This window comes from Alistipes onderdonkii (assembly GCF_025145285.1).
GTDB classification, from domain to species: Bacteria; Bacteroidota; Bacteroidia; order Bacteroidales; family Rikenellaceae; genus Alistipes; species Alistipes onderdonkii.
On record NZ_CP102251.1, the window covers coordinates 716,240 to 735,051 of the forward strand.

General features: G+C 51.3%; 19 protein-coding genes. All 19 read left to right on the forward strand.

Annotation, left to right across the window (positions count from 1 at the left end):
* The first annotated feature begins 23 nt into the window (after window positions 1–23).
* The 19 genes from NQ559_RS03040 (at window position 24) to NQ559_RS03130 (ending at window position 18,769) form a co-directional block, all read left to right on the forward strand.
* On the forward strand, window positions 24–581 hold the full coding sequence (locus NQ559_RS03040; RefSeq protein WP_139022437.1) for a hypothetical protein: 558 nt from the start codon (window positions 24–26) through the stop codon (window positions 579–581).
* Window position 582: 1 nt separating this feature from the next.
* A complete protein-coding gene (locus tag NQ559_RS03045) occupies window positions 583–1,368 on the forward strand; it encodes a hypothetical protein (RefSeq protein WP_018696641.1) in 786 nt (261 codons plus the stop codon).
* Window positions 1,368–2,051 carry a hypothetical protein gene (locus tag NQ559_RS03050; RefSeq protein ID WP_018696642.1) on the forward strand — a complete coding sequence of 228 codons (684 nt, stop codon included), beginning with the start codon at window positions 1,368–1,370 and terminating at the stop codon, window positions 2,049–2,051. Before NQ559_RS03045 ends, NQ559_RS03050 begins: the two co-directional genes overlap by 1 nt.
* The gene (locus NQ559_RS03055) at window positions 2,029–2,970 is read left to right on the forward strand and encodes a hypothetical protein (RefSeq protein ID WP_009596354.1); all 942 of its coding nucleotides are present in this window, start codon (window positions 2,029–2,031) and stop codon (window positions 2,968–2,970) included. The genes NQ559_RS03050 and NQ559_RS03055 overlap by 23 nt, the downstream gene beginning before the upstream one ends.
* On the forward strand, window positions 2,948–4,711 hold the full coding sequence (locus NQ559_RS03060; RefSeq protein ID WP_018696643.1) for a hypothetical protein: 1,764 nt from the start codon (window positions 2,948–2,950) through the stop codon (window positions 4,709–4,711). The genes NQ559_RS03055 and NQ559_RS03060 overlap by 23 nt, the downstream gene beginning before the upstream one ends.
* 274 nt (window positions 4,712–4,985) lie before the next feature.
* Window positions 4,986–5,228, forward strand: coding sequence for a hypothetical protein (locus tag NQ559_RS03065; RefSeq protein WP_009596350.1), 243 nt, complete (start codon window positions 4,986–4,988; stop codon window positions 5,226–5,228).
* A 67-nt stretch (window positions 5,229–5,295) separates the two neighbouring features.
* Window positions 5,296–6,114: a DNA adenine methylase gene (locus NQ559_RS03070; RefSeq protein WP_009596480.1), complete on the forward strand. Its 819-nt coding sequence runs from the start codon at window positions 5,296–5,298 to the stop codon at window positions 6,112–6,114.
* A 447-nt stretch (window positions 6,115–6,561) separates the two neighbouring features.
* Window positions 6,562–6,834: a hypothetical protein gene (locus NQ559_RS03075; RefSeq protein ID WP_009596511.1), complete on the forward strand. Its 273-nt coding sequence runs from the start codon at window positions 6,562–6,564 to the stop codon at window positions 6,832–6,834.
* A complete protein-coding gene (locus tag NQ559_RS03080; protein ID WP_018696645.1) occupies window positions 6,831–8,195 on the forward strand; it encodes a hypothetical protein in 1,365 nt (454 codons plus the stop codon). The genes NQ559_RS03075 and NQ559_RS03080 overlap by 4 nt, the downstream gene beginning before the upstream one ends.
* Before the next feature lie 4 nt (window positions 8,196–8,199).
* Window positions 8,200–9,138 carry a DUF6712 family protein gene (locus tag NQ559_RS03085; RefSeq protein WP_009596513.1) on the forward strand — a complete coding sequence of 313 codons (939 nt, stop codon included), beginning with the start codon at window positions 8,200–8,202 and terminating at the stop codon, window positions 9,136–9,138.
* Entirely contained in the window at window positions 9,138–10,019 is an 882-nt protein-coding gene (locus NQ559_RS03090) for a hypothetical protein (RefSeq protein WP_009596427.1), read from the forward strand. Before NQ559_RS03085 ends, NQ559_RS03090 begins: the two co-directional genes overlap by 1 nt.
* The gene (locus tag NQ559_RS03095; protein ID WP_039939531.1) at window positions 10,003–10,434 is read left to right on the forward strand and encodes a hypothetical protein; all 432 of its coding nucleotides are present in this window, start codon (window positions 10,003–10,005) and stop codon (window positions 10,432–10,434) included. Before NQ559_RS03090 ends, NQ559_RS03095 begins: the two co-directional genes overlap by 17 nt.
* Before the next feature lie 98 nt (window positions 10,435–10,532).
* Window positions 10,533–10,769 carry a DUF4160 domain-containing protein gene (locus NQ559_RS03100; RefSeq protein ID WP_018696647.1) on the forward strand — a complete coding sequence of 79 codons (237 nt, stop codon included), beginning with the start codon at window positions 10,533–10,535 and terminating at the stop codon, window positions 10,767–10,769.
* Window positions 10,770–10,776: 7 nt separating this feature from the next.
* On the forward strand, window positions 10,777–11,190 hold the full coding sequence (locus NQ559_RS03105; protein ID WP_018696648.1) for a DUF2442 domain-containing protein: 414 nt from the start codon (window positions 10,777–10,779) through the stop codon (window positions 11,188–11,190).
* Window positions 11,191–11,403: 213 nt separating this feature from the next.
* Window positions 11,404–11,832, forward strand: a complete 429-nt coding sequence (locus tag NQ559_RS03110; protein WP_033395272.1) for a hypothetical protein — start codon at window positions 11,404–11,406, stop codon at window positions 11,830–11,832.
* Window positions 11,833–12,090: 258 nt separating this feature from the next.
* On the forward strand, window positions 12,091–12,291 hold the full coding sequence (locus tag NQ559_RS03115; protein WP_018696650.1) for a hypothetical protein: 201 nt from the start codon (window positions 12,091–12,093) through the stop codon (window positions 12,289–12,291).
* Between the two features lie 64 nt (window positions 12,292–12,355).
* A complete protein-coding gene (locus NQ559_RS03120; RefSeq protein ID WP_018696651.1) occupies window positions 12,356–12,715 on the forward strand; it encodes a hypothetical protein in 360 nt (119 codons plus the stop codon).
* 4 nt (window positions 12,716–12,719) lie between these two features.
* Entirely contained in the window at window positions 12,720–16,991 is a 4,272-nt protein-coding gene (locus tag NQ559_RS03125; RefSeq protein ID WP_018696652.1) for a phage tail tape measure protein, read from the forward strand.
* Entirely contained in the window at window positions 16,988–18,769 is a 1,782-nt protein-coding gene (locus NQ559_RS03130; RefSeq protein ID WP_009596400.1) for a hypothetical protein, read from the forward strand. Before NQ559_RS03125 ends, NQ559_RS03130 begins: the two co-directional genes overlap by 4 nt.
* The last annotated feature ends 43 nt before the right edge of the window (window positions 18,770–18,812 follow it).

Here is an 18,812-nt window from a genome sequence, read left to right on the forward strand (position 1 = left end):
ATCAAACCTTAACACCGATTATCATGTATAACCCTGTATCAATTCTGAAAACGGACGAGGGCGCAGGCTGCCCTCGTCCCAAAAACCCGACAATAATCCTCGTCCCTGTCGAATTCGTCGCTGCGGAACCGACGCGGGAAATCGGAGACATCGTCATGAAAAGCGATCTGGAACTGATCGCAGAAAAGAAAGCAATCGGCATCTACGCTACGCCGAGTACGATCGAATGTACCGAAGAGTCTGAAGGAGATCCCGACGCCCGCGGCGTCAAAGTCGGCATCGCCTTCGAGCATCCGGGCGATTCGGCCGAGATTGCCGGTTTCACTGAGTACGCACGCAACCGTGGGTTCATCGCATTGAACCGTGATTGCGCCAACGGCAATACGGCGGAATATCGCGGTTCGAAGTGCAATCCGCTCTTCCTGACGACGGAGTACACCAACAACAAGGATGCCCGCAAGCGGAAGCTCACGTTCAAGCAGGAGCAGCGAGACCTGATCGGGGCAAGCATCTACAAAGGCAAGATGCCGGAACTCGCCGACGAGGCTACATCGGCACCGACAGAGGAAGAGGGGGCATAGTATGGGAAATAATAACACCGCAAGACAGACCGGGGCCAAAGGCGCTCCGGCTGTTTCGGCCACACCTACGGCCGAAGTTGAAAAACGAGCCGCAGATGCGGGAGTCGTAAGCCCCGATAGGAACACTCCAGAAGAAACCCCCATTCCGGAACCGGCACCTCTTTCGCCCCTTCCGGAAAAGGATGCCGCCCCCGCACCGGCCTCTTCGGATGCTGAAGGAGTACCGGCTGACGATTCCGTTATCGTTATCGCGGCCTACCCCGGCACGAAAGACCTGTTGCAGGCTCTGTGGCAGAAGGCGGCTCCCGGACACTGTACGCTTGTATTCGTTGATGATGCCCCCTTCGCAAAGCAATTCCCCGCTCTGATTGCGGATGCCTCTATCCCCGACGAATTCGTGTTTGTCCCGGCCAACTGCGCTCCGGTCGCTCCGGTGGATTTTGCAGATCTGGCACAACTCAAGGTATACGTTCGCAAAGACGGTTCCCGACACTACGCAGAACGTCTGCCGATGCTCCTGAACAAAGTGGCTCTGGTCGAACTTTGCGGAACGATGCAAGAGGATGCCGACAACGAAACCCTCGTCGCGGATTATGCAAAAGAGTATCGCCGCGGTGTCCGTGCTACGGAAGTTTCGCACGATTTCGGCAACTTCGTTACACTCGTCCTGCGGAGCAATCCCTGCGAGAACGTCGTGATCGCCGGACTCTGTCAGCGTAAGTTCATTGCAGCATCTGCCGAAGGCTGGAATGCGGTATCCCCCTTGCTCACCAAAATCCGGTCGTAATGCGAGATGCCGTTCAAAAGTGGTTAGAGTCCGGAGCCGAAGTCCAAGCAGGGCTTCGGCTCCTCTCTCTTTACGCCAAGAACGAGCATCTCGCCCAGCTCGTAACAGCGCGTCCCGATCGGTACAAATCGTTGCTTATCGACACGCTGTGCAAGACAGCGGGGACTTCTCCGCTCACGACGCCCCCGCCCAGCTCCCGCCCGGCCTTCCGGGAGCAATGGGCGTTTCTCTCTGAACCGGATTGTCCGCCCGAATTGAAAATTCTGGCAGCCGACAAAATTACAGCCTATCGAGATTACGTAGATGCGCACCGGCGGCTATTCGATTGTACCACACTGGACGAATGTTTTGCGACGGCCGAAAATCTTATAAAATCTTTTTCCGAAAATCGAAAAATTCTCTACGAATTCACATACTACGCCGAGCATCATGCGCTGCTCGGCCGGCACTCGATCTTCAGGGAGATGCAGGAACTGGCGACCCTGCGTAAAATGGGGCCTGTTGCCCTTGTCGCCAGACAGAAGAATCTCAAAGGAAGCATCTGGCGGATCAAACACGAGATAACCCGCGGCAGCAAGCCCCATCTGGATATCGAGCGAAGAAACCGTCTGAAGGCGAAAGAACGCGAGCTTGCAGCCGTCAATAAAATGATCGAAGAATATGAACGAACTATCCGACCATAAGAGCATCGGTGAAAACCTCGCGCCTGAAGAGGAGCAGAGGTTGGTCGATCTCGGTGCGCTCGGCTGGCCGCCGGAAGATATCGCCCGCAGCATCAACGCGAACGTCGAGCAGTTTACGCAGGAGTACAACGACCCGAACAGCCGCGTTGCCGTGCTGATAGCCCGTGGTCTCTTGCAGAAACGCGCACTACTCGAAATAAGGCTCATGGATGAGGCTCTCGGCGGAAACATTCCGGCGACGACACAACTCTACAAAGTACAACGAGACCGTTCGTTTGAAATGACGAAGCTGGATGTGTTCGGAGGATTCACCGACGAGCAATCCTACCAGCGCATCATGGACTACATCGACAAAGGTTGCGAAGACGATCTCTCGGCAAAGGAACAGTTATATATCGACTTGTTGAATCTCGTATTCTCCCTCTCCAAACAACATGACCGCCGAAATGTCATCAAGTTCCTGACAAAGCCGCCCTTCAAACTCTCCTATGCACGTGCCGTCGATATTTATGACGAAGCCGTGAATCTCTTCTACTCGAACCGGCGCGTAACGAAAGAGGCGCTTCGGCAAAAATACGCCGACGACCTCGAAGCATGGTCGAGCATCGTCGCCCAAAGAGCGACCTGTGCCGCCGACTATGCCGTGGCGGCAGACATGCGGGCAAAGGCCGCAAAAATCCTCCGTCTCGATCAACCCGACCCGGAACAACTCCCATCCTCACAATATATCAAACCGATTCGTCTTCTATCCCTCGACTCTTCGGATGTCAGCCTCCCGCCGGCAAACAGAGACGCGCTATCGCGCCAGATCGATTCCGTACTGGCACCGGATGCCGTAAAAAAACGTCTGCGCATGGAAGCGGGGATCGAAGATGTGGATTTTATCGAAATTATCAATGTCGCACAGGAAGAGAATTAACGCCGGGGACAGCCCCTGCATCGACGTACAATATCAGAACCTGTACGCCCAAGTAGCATCGTTGCTGATGCCGCGAAAGCTCCGCGCTGTCTTGGGCCGCGGCTCGGCCAAGACGACGGACTTTCAAGCCGAACGACTCGCGGAGATTATCTTCGACATGCCGGGTGCCCCTTTGGTATGGGTGGCCGATACCTTCTCGAACCTCACCTCTAATATCCTGCCCGGTGTGCTTGAGGGCCTCGAACGCAAAGGACTGCATGAAGGCGTCCACTACGTAATCGAAAAGGAACCGCCGACATACACGGAAAAAGAGAAAGAACACCTGCCCACATGGCTCAAACCGCATTTCTGGAAGCCATTCAACCGTCTCGTATCCTACAAGCGTACAATCATTTTTCATACCGGTACAAATATCCGATTCGGCTCCCTCGATCGACCTTCGACACTGGCCGGCAGCTCGTATGTCTATGTGTTTGGAGACGAGGTAAAGTATTTCAAAGAAGAGAAGATCGCCAACCTGATGAAAGCCGTCCGCGGGTACAGCGTGCAATATGGAAACTCTCCGTTTTACCGTGGCTACTCCTTCACCACGGATATGCCCGATGTATCCCACATCGGGGAATATGACTGGATACTGAAAGGAGCCTCGGCAATGAATACCGAGCGGCTGACACTGGTCATGCAGGCTGGGTTGGTATACAATCAAGCCCTTCATGAATATGTCGCCGCAAAATTGGAATGGCAACGAACCCGGACACCGGAAGCCGAACGTGAGTACAAAAACAAACTACGCACGGCACGTCTTTGGCGGAGCCGCTGGGTAGAGCTGCGCCGACTTCCGGAAACCGCGACCTTCTTTATGCTTGCATCGAGCTATATCAACGTCGATATCCTGACTGCCGAGTGGTTCGACGATGCCTTCGCCGAGCAGTTCAGCGACTATAAGGCCGCGATTCTTTCGATGAAACCGACTCTGGAGGGCGGAGAGCGATTTTATGCCAACCTCGGAGAACGGCACTTTTACTACGATGGAATCGATGAAGAAGCATACGAGCGATTCGGACTGCTGGAGCAAGAGGACAGCCGAGTCTTGCGATATTGCAATCCACAGCGGACGCTATCGCTCGGCGTGGACTTCGGTAATATGTGTTCGATGTGTGTCGCCCAAGAAGAACCGAGGATACTGCGCGTATTGAAGTTTATTTATACCCTTTCCCCAGAGTCGATTCGACAATTGGCAGACAAATTCGTCACCTATTTCGCGCACCACAGGAACAAATACGTGATGCTGTATTACGATCGCGCAGGCAACAACTACCGGAAAATGGGTGCCGACACCGCGTCGCAGCTCAAACACGCGATCGAATTCGACAGCAACGAGCATCCTACGGGTTGGAGTGTACAGTTGATGTCCATAGGCCAAGGGAATATCGGGCAGGGCGACGAGTACATCTTCATGCAGGAATTGCTGGCCGGACACAATAAATATCTGCCGCAGGTGCTCATCGATGCTTACCAGTGCAAACCGCTCAAGGCTTCGCTCGAAAATGCTCGGACACGGGTCTCGAAAGGTAAAATCTGTAAAGATAAACGGTCGGAGCATCTCCCGGTCGCCGAGCTGCCGATGCGGTCTACCAACCCGTCTGACTCTTTCAAGTACCTGATGATGACGCCGCCGTTGATCCAAATCGTCAAAGGATCACCGAGGAGCGATATTATCTACGAACCGACTTTCGGATAAAAAAAGCGGAGACGTCTCCGCCTCCGCCGGAATAGAGAAATTCTCATTTCTCAATCCTATGCAATGGCAAAGGTAGCCATTATATTCAAACCTGCAAACTGTTTCGGGGGTACAAATAAAGCCCCCGGCCGCAAGTAGTCATCTCACCTACATACTTACGCAAGCATGCGCCACAAACGCACGACCGAGGGCTGGATAGTCTTCTGTCGCGTTTATGACGCATTTGCTTTCAGTATGCAGGTGAGACGACAAAGGTAATAAAAAACAGAGTGCAATGAAACTTTATGAGGTTATATCGTTCAACCGCGAACTCCTGCGACGCCTATCGTCCGTCGGTATCCGACTGGACGATTGCAAATACATTGATCTTTATGAAGACTATCGTAAGCTCCGCGAGGGGGGGGGTAAAATGACCTACATAGCGGCCGTTCTGGCTGAAAAATACGGAGTGTGCGAACGGCAAGTATACCTGATCATCGCCCGGTTTGAAAAGGACTGTACGGATATTTCAGTGTGATCCCAGCATTTTCGGCTGCGGGATGAATTCTGCATGCGATCTTCGCGGCTTGAAAATTCACTCAGCTATGAAAAACTACACATCGGCCCCTCTGCCGTTCATGGGCCAAAAGAAACGCTTTATCCGCGAATTCCGCAAGGCACTCCGGGAGTTCGATCACGCTACGGTATTCGTGGATCTCTTCGGCGGCAGCGGCCTACTCTCGCATGTCACCAAACGGGAGCGACCTGATGCCCGCGTTATCTACAACGACTTCGACGACTACCATGTACGTCTGGAGAACATCAAACGCACAAACGCACTACTCCATGATATCCGTTCGATCGTAGGTGATTACCCTACGGCCAAGAGACTGACGCCTCAAATGCGAACAACGATACTCGACACAGTACGGTCGGCCGAAAAGACCGGCTATGTCGATTATATAACACTTTCGTCTTCGCTGCTGTTCTCATCCAAATACGTGACAGACTATACGGAACTTCAAAATGCTGGGTTATATAATAACCTGCGGGCATCAGACTACACCTGTGAAGGATATCTCGACGGGATCGAGGTTGTTCACGCCGATTATCGGGAATTGTTCAATCAATACAAGGATATCCCCGGTGTCGTATTCCTTGTCGATCCACCCTACCTATCGACCGAGGTAGGGGTATATAAATGCCGGTGGCGGCTATCCGACTATCTCGACGTGCTGACCCTGCTTTCGAGTACATCCTACTTCTATTTCACCTCCAACAAATCCTCGATCATTGAACTATGCGAGTGGATCTCCGAGGCAAAGGTCAATGCGAATCCATTCCTTAACGCAGTGCGGAAAGAAATGGGAGCGCAGTTGAATTACAATTCCAGATACACGGACATTATGATTTATCGACGCTGACAGTTCTACAACACACATCAGGCCGGCCCTACGAAAGAGGGTCGGCCTTTCTCTTATCGGCCGTACATGGTTTGCGATCGGCTGTACCCCAGCCACACCTCCCAGCCCAGCCGCAAGCAACCATTCCCCGCCCCGAACCCCACCCCGGCAGGCCTTTTGTCATATATCGCCTTTTCGAGGGTCATGCAATCGCAACTCGTCGAGAGGGCGGGACGGCCTTAAATTTCTCTCAACAAAAATCGTTTTTCATCCGACCGGACAAACTGTGCTCTATATCAACCGAATATCATAAAAACGCCCCGAAAAGAGAGGCAAAAATCGGGCATTTTCAATCTACAATCAGCCGTTTCGACTTTCATTCCGAACTTTCTGCAATCAATATCATTCCAGCCCGGCACTCCGGGCCTTTGTCCTTTGCTTCGCAGGTCTACAATCTATTTTTGTGCTATGGATTTATGGGATGCAATAAAAGAGATGCGCCGCTTATCCGCCGAGGGGGTTCCGTTCGGCTTTACGTTCATGTCCTACGACGCTACGGCTCGCGTAAGCAAAGGAGTGATCGAAGTTCGGCATGCCCGTCTGCTGAAACGTGAAAAACAGGAGAACCATCGAGATGCCGAATTCGTCGAGGCATATCTTGACCTCGACACCTGCCAAGCTCGGCGCTTTTATCAGCCATTGCTGATGAGTTTTAACGGTCAAAAAGTAGTTTTGCAATGAATAAAACAGGAAAAGCCACCCAGATTTCGGATTTTTCATATGCCCTGCCGGTCGATGACTGTGTCTATACGATCTCAACGGCTCAAGCGAACAACCTCGACACTCTGCTATGGCAAGCAGAACGGGAGAATTGGGACTATATGCCGCAGTATGTCGGTGGACAAAAGATCGTACCCTACGGAAACAACAACCGCCTGCCAGTGCAAATCCGTGACCTTATGGACGAAAACAATCTCGCCCCCGGTATTCTTGCTCGTCAGAAGGGATTGCTGTACGGCGAAGGCCCCTTTCTACGCAGCCTGCGTTTCGAGAATGGCGAGATAACGAAGGAGTTCAAGGATGATAGGGAGATAATGGCATGGTTGAAAGATTGGGACTACCTGAAGTACATCGACGCGGCGATGACCGACTACTTGTATCTCAAAGGATTTTTTGACATCAAGCTGCTCGAACGCCGCGGACGGATCTCCGGCCAAAGGCCGCGAATCGCAGCTCTGGAGTTTGTGTCTGCGAAAAATGCCCGCCTCGAATGGGCCGCCACCCGTCGTCTTGAGGACGTAAGGCACATTTTCGTCGGGAACTTCGAGAACGATTGCATCGACACCGGCATCCAAACCTACCCGGTATTCGACAGCAGCAACCCGGCCAGATACCCCGCTTCGGCAGCTTACAACTCGTCTTACTCGTTCGCACGGGATTTCTATTCGATTCCGGAATATTGGGGAACTCTGCGCTGGATCATGCGAGGCTCCGAAGTTCCGGCCATATTCAAATACGTTACCGACAACGGGTTCAACGCTGCGTATCATGTTCATTCTCCAGACGGATATTGGGAGAAGAAGCGCACGTACATCCGCAAGAACAATCCGGCATGGAGTGATAAACAGGTAGAAGAGGAGATCGGCAAACTCACGGCAACCATGCTTACCAAGCTGACCGAAGTGTTATCTGGGGCCAAGAATGCCGGAAAATTCTTCCACACAGTGGATGTTTTCGACCCGCTCTCGCAACAAACCAACATCTGGAAGGTAGAGGCGATAGACCAGAAAATTAAAGACTTCATCGAATCGCAACTCAAAGTCATGGAGGCGGCCAGCTCGGCAATCACATCCGGCCTCGGTCTGCATGCATCTCTGTCGAACATCATGGTTGCCGGGAAGCTCGCATCCGGTTCCGAAATGCTTTACGCCTACAAACTCTTCATGATGTCGAACACCGCCAAACCCACATACGACATTTTGGAACCCATCAACCAAGCCATCCGCTTTAATTTCCCCGACACTGATTTACAACTCGACTTCTATCACAGCAAACCTTTGACCGAAAGCGAGACATCCCCCAATGACCGCATAAAAAACTGACGCCATGATTTTCAATAAAACGAAAAAAGGCTCCGCAGAGCTATACAATCTCACCGGCACATGGTACAAGGCGAATGACTTCACCGGGATCAGCGAGGATATCGTGCTGGCCCAAAACGAAGTTATCAAACTGATCGGGAAAGCTACATTCGACCGGGCACACTCCCGGTATATGACGGACGAATATGATCCGGAAGTGTCATCCGATGATCCGGAAGACATGCTCGTACGGCGGGTTCAGTTGCCGGTGGCGTATAAAGCCATGCATCACTTCTACCAGCGAAACCTCGTGAGCCATGAGGACAGCGGCAGAAAGGTAAAAATCAGCGAAAACGAAAAACTGCCGTGGGCATGGCAGATCGAGAAGGACGATGCGGTTCTGCGCGATACATTCTTCCGAACGCTCGACGAATTGTATCTCTTCCTTGAGCAAACGGACATCAAAGAGTGGAAGGACTCGCCGCTGCGCACCCAGCAACAACAGTCGATTCTCCGTACCCTCGACCAATTCGAAAGCATCTACCCGCTCGATGGCTCGTTCTACACCTTCTATACGCTTATACCCTTCATCCTCGAAGTGCAGCAGCGCTTTGTGAGGCCGATTGCCGGAGATCGTTATATGTCGCTCCTGTCAGACATAGATTCAGACACGGCTCTTGCAGCGCGGCGTTTTGTAGCTTTGAAGGCGATGGTGATAGCCGTCCAGAGACTTTCGGTGTCCGTATTCCCGATTGGGATCTCGCAGCGGTTTACAGATTCATTTCAGGGTAAAGGAGCCGGAAAGACCCCCTCCACTGATGCGTTGAAATTCTACCTTTCAGCCCTCGATCATCAGGCGGCAACCGCCCTCGAAGAGTTTCACGAGGCTTTATCGGCTACTGTGGAAAAATACTCTCTTCTACCGGACAACGATCCCCGAAACAAATTCTTTTCTGTTCAATAATGAATACGATCGAAATACCCGCTATCGGCGTATGCAGGGAAATCCCCTCGAAATGGAGCGAGATGACACCGGAACAGGCCCGCGTTACGATGCGCCTGCTTTGGGATATGGAATCCGGCCACATCTCTCCGCTTGAGTTTCATGTGCGCGTCCTCTATCTTCTCCTCGGTATCAAACGGACATGGCGTTCGGTAATGTGGGAAAAACTCAATCGAGCCGCTGCCGAGCAGAAGAATGCCAACATTTTTTTGCTTTGCGAAAATCTCCTCGGCTGGCTGTTTACCGACACCGAGGACGGTCTGCTCCCGACATTCGACACCATACAGAATCCGCTGCCCGAAATCCATATCGGCAGCCATCGTTTGCGTGGGCCGGCCGACGCTCTGCAAGACCTGATTCTCGTGGAATTTCGGAATGCCCTGATCGCCCGCGACGAATTCTTGAACACCCGGCAACCCGCGGCCCTCGACCGGATGATCGCTTTCCTGTATCGACAGCCTTCGAAGCAAGCCAACCGGGCCGGCCGGTGTATCGTCCCCATCCGTCACGAGACCTTTGAGCGGGACGTATGCCATGCCCGCCGGATAGCTCCGTGGCAGAAACAGACGATTCTCATGTGGTTCTCCGCCTGCGTCAAATTTCTCCAGACCGGGACGATAGTTGTGGCTGGGGAACAGATCGACATGCGCACGATCTTCAGCAGCGAGGAAACTGCCCACGATACCGGCCCGAAGTTCACATTGACAGATGTAGCCTACGAACTGGCACGGGATCGGGCACTCGGCACGCTGAACGACATCGACGAAGAGGGCCTATATACTATATTCCAGATTCTACACCACAACGTAAAGCAAGCAAAACGCAATGCAAAAACTCATTAACCTACTACGATATCTGGTCAATATGCGTGTAACGGAGAACGAGGTAATCCCCGTTGTCGATGACACGCACGGAACCGAGCGGCTCAAGAGCGCAGACGGCCGTCAGGTCGTGGTTTCCTATCCATCACTACGGCAAACAGGAGAAACATCGAACTCCTATCAGGATCAACTCCCGGCCGCCATATTCGTCCTCGAAAAAGCAATGGCCGGGCAGCGTACCGATAAAGATGAACTCGAACAATATCTGTCGATGCTCGCTACGGTCGATATGATTTTGAAAACGTTACGGGCGGACACTCTGGGATATAACGCCTGTCCCCGTTTGGCCGGCATGACAATCAAGGTTGCAAATACGGTTCCGGTATACAAAGTATTCGGAAGCTGGGTCGGCTGGATGATTGAGATTGAATTCTGATTTCCGGCAAAATAATTGTAGGAATAAAAATATTCCTTTTTACTTGTAAGGGAATAATTTTATTCCTATATTTGTACCAGAAACCAAACAACTGCACAATGCCCATACTTTTTTACTATTTAGGACTGAAGTTCTTTTTTTACTCGAACGATCACGAACCGGTTCACGTACACGTCAGCAACGGAGAATGTGACGCAAAATTCATGATCGAACCGGAGATAAAACTGATAGAAAATTTCGGTCTGAAGCCACGGGAGTTAAAACACGCCCTCATGGGGATAGAAGAGAACAAAGAGGTGATTATTGAACGGTGGAAGGAGTTTTTCGATAAATAATACGAATATGAAAGCGCAAAAGATATGGTTCGAAAACGGTCGGATTTTCCTGACGACCGACGACGGCCGGACGGGCAGTCTGCTTCTCCGCGCTTTTCCCCGTCTGGCACGGGCAAGCGATGAGCAGCGCATGAAATACGAATTATCCCGGTCGGGTATTCATTGGCCCGAACTGGACGAAGATTTAAGTTTCGAGGGCTTTTTTAATCAGCCGGCGGAAACGTCGGACAACAGGGTCGCAATGGCTTTCGCCCAGTTCCCGGAAATCAACGTCAGCCAGATGGCCCGCCGCATGGGTATCAATGAAACCCTGCTTGCAAAATATATATGCGGGTACTCCAAGCCCTCGGAAAAACGTGCGAAGGAGATCGAGGCCGCGCTGCACGACCTCGGACATAAATTAACACAAATCTCGATCTGATATGTTCGGAGCAATAGGCATAGGTTTACTTTTCGCGTGGCTGCTGGCCAGCTATCTTTCATCTTCGCCGAAGGTGAAAAAGTAGATCATGCAAAGTAGTACGTCCAGAAGATCGGAGATTTTATCGTTGTGCATTCATATTTTTCATAATTCGCTTGCAAATATTGCGGGGGGGGGTATCTTTGTAAAGCAAACCTTAAACCTACTTGAATTATGAAAAAACTGTTATTCTTGTTTATGGCCGTATTGGCCTGCAACTACGTCATCGCACAGCAGAAAGTTTACTGCGAAATCGTGGGAACGCAAAAATTTGCGAAATCTCAAGTAACCGTGGGGATTGATTTTGGGCAAGAGGATGCCATGCGCACCAATGCGCTGGGTGGTGTGGCCTCACGAAATAAGCTCGTAGGTGATGACGGAAAGCCTCTTTCTTTTAACTCGATGGTTGACGCAATGAATTACATGGGATCGCTCGGCTGGGAATTCGAGCAGGCTTATGTTGTTACTATGCCCGGAATGGGTGGCGGTCAAAACGTCTATCATTGGCTATTGAGCAAATATATCGGAGAAAACGAATCAGGAACGAATGGCTTTAAAACACGGGGGCAATACGAAACAGAAACAGACCCATGCATGCAGTAGCGATGTATAGACATACAAGCAATGAATTATTGCATTAAAAATCATTTTCTCCAAAATATTATTTATATTTGCAATGCTAAACAATCTCTACGGCGGATGATGTCCGTCGAAATATACGGGCATTTTTTGTGCGTATAAAATTTTATGTGGTTTCGTACCCCCGTGCCGTGCGGTTAATGCCCCGGCGAGCCGTAGAGGTGTTTAGCAGCGGGAAAGACGAAGCCACATTTTGTTTAACGGTTTAATGCTAAAACCTCTATGAAAAACACGAAAATCGGCGAGACCTGCCTTGCAGCATCCCGCATCGAGAGCGAATTTCTCTCAAAGCTGATCGAAACGGTCAAATCCCAAAGCGAAATGATTGCCCGGCTGACCGCAGAACGGGCCGAACTACAGAAAAGAAAGATGCAAGCCGACCGACGGCGGCAAGAAGTTTTCCGCCTACCGACCGGCAGATAGCCCTTATTCAACCTGTCCTTTGTAGCCGCCTTCGGGCGGCTACTTTTGTTGCAAACTGCAACAAATGACTGTCAAAGGAGAGTACATACGGCGCACTTTGCTCGACGAGTCGAACCGATGGCTGAAGAACCAGAATACGGTGCTGGCAACGAAACTCTGTACCCGCACCGGCCGACTGGTCAATGAGCGTTCGATGTCTGTTTCCGAACAGGGCGAGATGTCGGCGACAATGACCTACCAGCACACGATCGAAGAACGGTTCCTCGACATGCGGGTTCTGCGCTATGGTTCCAAGCTCGTCCGGCGTGCCCGCAAGATTCACACCCGTTTCGCTTACGGACACTACGAGTCGATTGCTTCCCGGTTGATGTACGGCCTGACCGACGATGTTGTTGCAGAAATCAAGCAACAACTGACGGATTAGGAATATGGGAAAAGCAATTCGGGATGAAGATTTAAGACTCAACATCATTGTAAATGGTGACGAATCCCAAAAACGGATCGGAGATTTAAGCCGACAAACAAGAGATCTCGCGAACGCAAATTTCGAGCTTCGGCAGGAACAGCGTCGACTTAAAGCCGAAGGGAAAGAGAATACCGAATTATATCGGCAAAATGCAGCTGAAATCAAGAAAAATGCTGCGATCATCAAGTCCAACAAAGAGCAAATGCAGCAGCTTCGCTCCGAGATGAAGCTGGCCACTCTGACCATCTCTGATCTGACACAAGAACAAAGGCGTCTACGCGCTGTTTTCAACAATGCGATTCCGGGCACAACGGAATGGGAAAAATATCGGGCTGAATTAAAGCAGGTCGATGCCCGCATCAAGACGCTCAAAGGATCAGCACGCGACACGGGGAACGTCGTGCAACGGATGGCCGGCGGGTTCAGCAAGTTCTTCGGCGCGATCACGGCCGGATTCGCCTCAATGTCGTTTGCAGTCATGGGCACCAAGAAAGCCCGTGCCGCCTTTCTGGAGTATGACGAAGCTCTGACCGATGCCCAGAAGACCACTTCAACAACAAAAACGGAGATCCGCGAAGTATCGGAAGAACTGAAGAAGATAGACACCCGCACCACCCACAACTCACTGCTTGACATTGTGCGAGTCGCAGGTAAACTCGGTATCGAAGGTAAACAAAACCTGCTCGAATTTGCCCGTGCAGGCGATAAAATCGGAGTTTCGCTGGCCCGCGACCTCGGCGGAAATGTCGAAGCGGCCATCCAACAGATCGGAAAACTCGTCGATATTTTCCACCTCCGAGAACAATACGGCATCGAGCAGAGTATGCTCAAGGTCGGCTCGGCAATCAACGAAATCGGCATGGCCTCCACGGCGGCCGAGGGCTTTGTCGTTGACTTCGCAAAAAGGGCGGCCGGTACGGCGCCGAATGTAAAAATCTCGATTCAGTCCGTCCTCGGCCTCGCCGGCACACTCGACAAATTGGGGCAGCAGGCAGAAACGGCAGGCACTTCCTACGGGCAGGTAATTACCGCCATGTACAAGCGGACAGAGGTCTTTGCAAAAATTGCCAAAATGAGCCTCAGCGAATTCCAAAAGCTCATGGGCGAAGATATGAACGAGGCATTTATCCGCGTTTTGGAAGGTATGGGTAAGTCCGGCCAAGGTATGCAGTCGATCGTGAACGCCCTGAACTCAATGAAACTCGACGGGCAACGTAGCGTGCAGGTCTTGGGCGTTCTGGCGGCCAATACCGACGAGCTGCGTCGGCAGCAGGAAATCGCCAATCGTGCATTCGAAACCGGCACATCTGTCATCGAAGAGTTCAACACCAAAAACGAAAGTGCCACGGCCCAATACGAAAAACAGAAGAAGGCACTCCATGAACAGGCCGTAATCCTCGGCGAAACACTGAATCCGGCATTCACCTCGACAACCTCGATCACCGTAACCTTTCTGAAGGCGCTGACGGGTCTTGTGAAATTCTTATACCAGACAAAAGGAGCGATTATCCCAATCGTTGCGGCCGTCGCAGCCTACAAAACCATAATGTTTGCTGCACACAAGGCGATGGTGATTTACCGAGCAGCTCATATTGCGTATATCGCCATTACGAAGCAGGCAACGCTGGTAACACAGGTATTCAACAACGTCATCAAAGCCGGGCCGTGGGGTTGGATTGTGACAGCGATTTCAGTCGCCATCGGCGCAGTAACCCTGTTCAGCGACAAAATATTCAAAACCCACAAGCAGGTCAAGAACATGGCCGCCGAAGCCGCGGTCGAAATCGACAACGAGAAACGAAAGCTCAACGGATTGCAGGAGGCCGCGACCCGCGCAGCCTCCGGGAGCCGCGCACGAGCCGAAGCAATCAAAATCATCAATGAACGGTACGGCAACTACCTTCCGAACCTGCTTACCGAGAAAAGTAGCAACGAGGATATCGCCATTGCGCTTCAGTCGGTAAACAGCGAATTGGAAAAAAATATCAAGCTCAAATTCAGGAAGCAGGAAGCGGAACGCATCGCCAACGATGAGATGACAGCCACGAAAAAGGCGATCGACGAAATCACGAACAAATATAAAAAATGGGGAGACGAATCGTCGCTCACCGCCGATAAGCAGAGATTGATCGCCGCCGCAGTTGTCGATTTCACGGGTAAGATAAAAGCGGCCGGAAACGATTCTGCAAAACAAAGTCAGGCAGTTTCCGACCTCAATATGGAATTACGAAATCTGGGGCTGAACCTCACCGGATCGGCATGGAATCCTGCAGGCCGAAATATCGCCTTACAAGAAATCACCACAGAATTACGCAATACCGTGACCGAAGGCCAGCAGGCTCTCTCGATGCTGGACACTCTCTACGGTAAGTTCGCCACCCCTCTCAATCTGAACACCACCACGACCACAAATACAACGCCCACCGCCCCGGACGATACAGGCAAATGGTCGCTCGAAAAAGACAAAGAGTTCCTGACCGCGAAACTGAAACTCAAGGAGAAATATCAGAACGGGGAAATCGTATCCGCGTCCCAATTCAACGAAGAGCTGCTGAAACTGGAAATTGCGGCATTGGAAAAACGCCTTGCGAAAAATATCGATGAAGGGGCTACGCGGCTCAAAATCCAGAACCAACTCGCAGACAAACGACTTGAGCAGAAGAAGGCGGCCGCAGCCAAAGAAGAGGAGATAAACAAACTTCTCCAGCAATCGGAAACCGATCGGATCAAGCGGGAGAACGCCGACTACGAACTGAAGAAAAAGAGGTACGCAGGCAACGCCGCGGCATTGGAAGCTCTGGAGAAAGCCCACCAGCGCAACATCACCAAAATTCGGCTCGACGAGATCGACGATCGACTAAAGCGGGAAGAGGAGACCTATGAGCTGCAAAAGAAACAGCTCAAGAACCGTCACAAGCAGGAACTCCTCGACTTCCACGGCTCGGCCGCTGAACGCAAACAGCTACGGAAAGCCCAAGCGGAAGAAGAGTCCCGATTGGAACTCGAACACCTGACTCAACTCTCTGCGCAACTTAAAACGCTTATCGAGTCCGGAATGTTCGACGGCATCCAACTCGACACACAACTTCTCTCGGCTCAAGAGAAGCAGAATCTCGTCAATCGTTTCGAAGATGTCAGGACAGCGATCATCGGCGTATTGGAAGTTCTCGGCGACGGGCAGCAGAAAACATTCTCTTTTGCCGGCAACGACCCAACGTTCATGGGCCTACCACAATCGGACTGGATGCAATTTTTTGACGTGCTGAAGAACGGGGCTGCTTCTACCGAAGAAGCGTTGCAAGCAGTACATGCCGCCATGACAGCGATTGGCGCAGCTACGGAAACGGCGCTGCAGGTATATACTACCTACGACAATATGATGACCAAAAAGGAAAACGCAGAATTAAAGAAATATCAGAAAAATCAGGATAAGAAGAAAAAAGCCAACGAGAAGCGTGTCAAAGCAGGACTGATGACCGAAGAGCAAGCACAAGCAGAGGAGGAGCGAATGGCCGCAGATCTCGAAGCCAAACAAGAAGAGATGCAAATCAAACAGGCGAAGCGCCAGAAGGCCATGAACATCACCTCCGCCATCATCAATACGGCAACTGGTGTCACGAAAACACTGGCTGAATGGGGATGGCCTCTGGGTGCGATCTTTGCCGCTATCGTCGGTGCTATGGGAGCCGCACAAATCGCTATGATTGCATCAACCCCAATAACGACTGGCGCCGAAGAGGGTGGTCAGGTCATCGAGCGGATGCAGGACGGCAAAAAATTCAACGCCCGTTATTCTCCGGATAAACGAGGCTTCATCTCATCGCCGACGGTGCTGGTATCGGAAAACGGGAAGGAGTATGTCGTTCCAGCGGCCGCAATGGATAACCCCTCGTTGATTCCCGTACTGAACACGATCGAAGCGGCCCGCCGACAGGGGACACTCGGCAGCTTCGATTTCAATGCCGTATACCGGCAAAATACACCGGTACCCGGATTCGTATCCGGTGGCCCAACAGGAGATATCCCGTCATTCGACACAACAGACACGGGGCTTTCCTCTTTGGACGCAGGCACGGCCGGCAAATTCATCGCGGCCGTCGATCGTCTATGCGACGTGCTGAAGAATCCGATTCTTGCCTACGTGACAATGCTGGGCGAGAACGGAATCGTTGCGAAAATGAAAGAGTACAACCGCACGCGGGAACGTGGGCAAATTGGAGGCAAAAAACGATGATACAATTCCGATCCGAGGGCATAATCCTCGATGTACAGCCTGATCAGGATGTGACATTTACACTGGACAATCCAATCTTTGAAGATGACAGGGTGCCAGTGGCCGTTTCCACGAATGTTGAATTCAAACTGTCGCCTAAAAACTGCAAATTTTTCGGATTCACACCCGGCATCCGGCGGCGGCCGTCACGCAAGACTGCCGCCTGCGAGGCGTTATTCAATGGCATAGTCGCATTTCAGGGTGAACTGAAATATGACGACTACTCCGATAAGTCCTTACAATACTCATTCGTCGGGGCTGAATTCGACCACATCGTCACAGGAAAGCTGACCGACATCCCATTCTCCGGATTTGAGGACATCAAATTCTCGACGATGGTAGAAAACGCCCGTAAAGGACTATATGACGAGTTCGGCCTGCCCCAGATTATGCGCAAGGCAATGAGCGCCTCGATCGAGTATGTGACGTCGGGGCCGACGAAAGCAGAATGCTCAACGGTCGATAAATATGCGAACTGGCTTTACACCACCCGGCCTTATGTTGTCCCAGCGATCAAAGTACGTTATATCCTCGATAAAATCCTTCCGGAGTTAGAGCTGGGGGAACCGGAACTCGAAAAACTCCTCAATATGTTAGCGATCCTCGGACTTTACAAAAGTTCCGAATACGACAACCGATACGGGGTAAAAGATACATCGCCCGGTGCCCGGCCGGGGTTATATCCTACCCAATGTACGCTCGATCTTGCCGACTCGATGCCGGACATGGACTTGAGCGATTTTCTTATCAGTCTACTCAAAATACCTTGCTGCACGTTGTTTTTTTCCGGGAAAAAGTATTTCCTGATGAGTAACAAGTCGATTCTCGCAAGCAATAAATTTGTAGACTGGACGGCCAAAGTCAGCGACAATTATTCGCTCCCCGCCTATGAAAAGAAAGGCTATACCCTCGCATTCCGTAACGAGGATGACAACTACACCAAGTCCTACGAAGAGGATTTGGGCCAAGAGCCAACTGATGAGATTATCGAAAGCTATTCTCTGCAGGACATCATCAACAAATACAGGGTGTCTCCCGACTATAAAAATATCAGACTGGCCCAAACCGGGGATATCTATTCAGGTAAGAAAATCGACGCTCTGCTCTATTATTCAGGACGCGGTGCCGCATGGAACAAATATACGACACCAATAGCCACTCTGGATATCGTACATCAAGCCGGGTTTACGAAAATGGAACCGGCTGCCGACTCGGAAGATCAGAACTACGACTGTTCGATCGACTTCACATGTCCGAAATGCGTTCCTTTGGCCGTATACCCGTCAAAGCAAATACATGCTGACGGATCGATCGAAGAAGCAATTGGACTGAACGCCATAACTCCTATTGTAGATTTTCCCACCGCAGGCGGCAATCGCCCGTCAGAAGTGTATATCGGCTTGCTGATCAAAAATAATTTTTCGGATAAAGGATATTATTTCGAGGGCGGTATTCCCGATCTTTCTGCTGGCAGCGAAGACCGAAGCGAGTACTCCCTTGCAATTGGAGGGGAAAATGGTTTGTACAACAGATTCCATAAACCCTACGCGGAGTGGCTGGCACGGGACAAAGAAATGCTTAAAGTCGATCTCAACCTGACCGCATCAGATATTGCAAACCTACGCCTCTGGGTCAAAGTGTTGGTCTTCAACGTGCGTTATTTGATAAAAACCCTTGAAATAACCGGTAATACCACTCACGATATCCTTCACTCGAATGCGGAGTTGGTCGAAGTGTAATGTCCTTTCAGTCCGCGCGTCATGTAGATATTTTTGTCCGAGA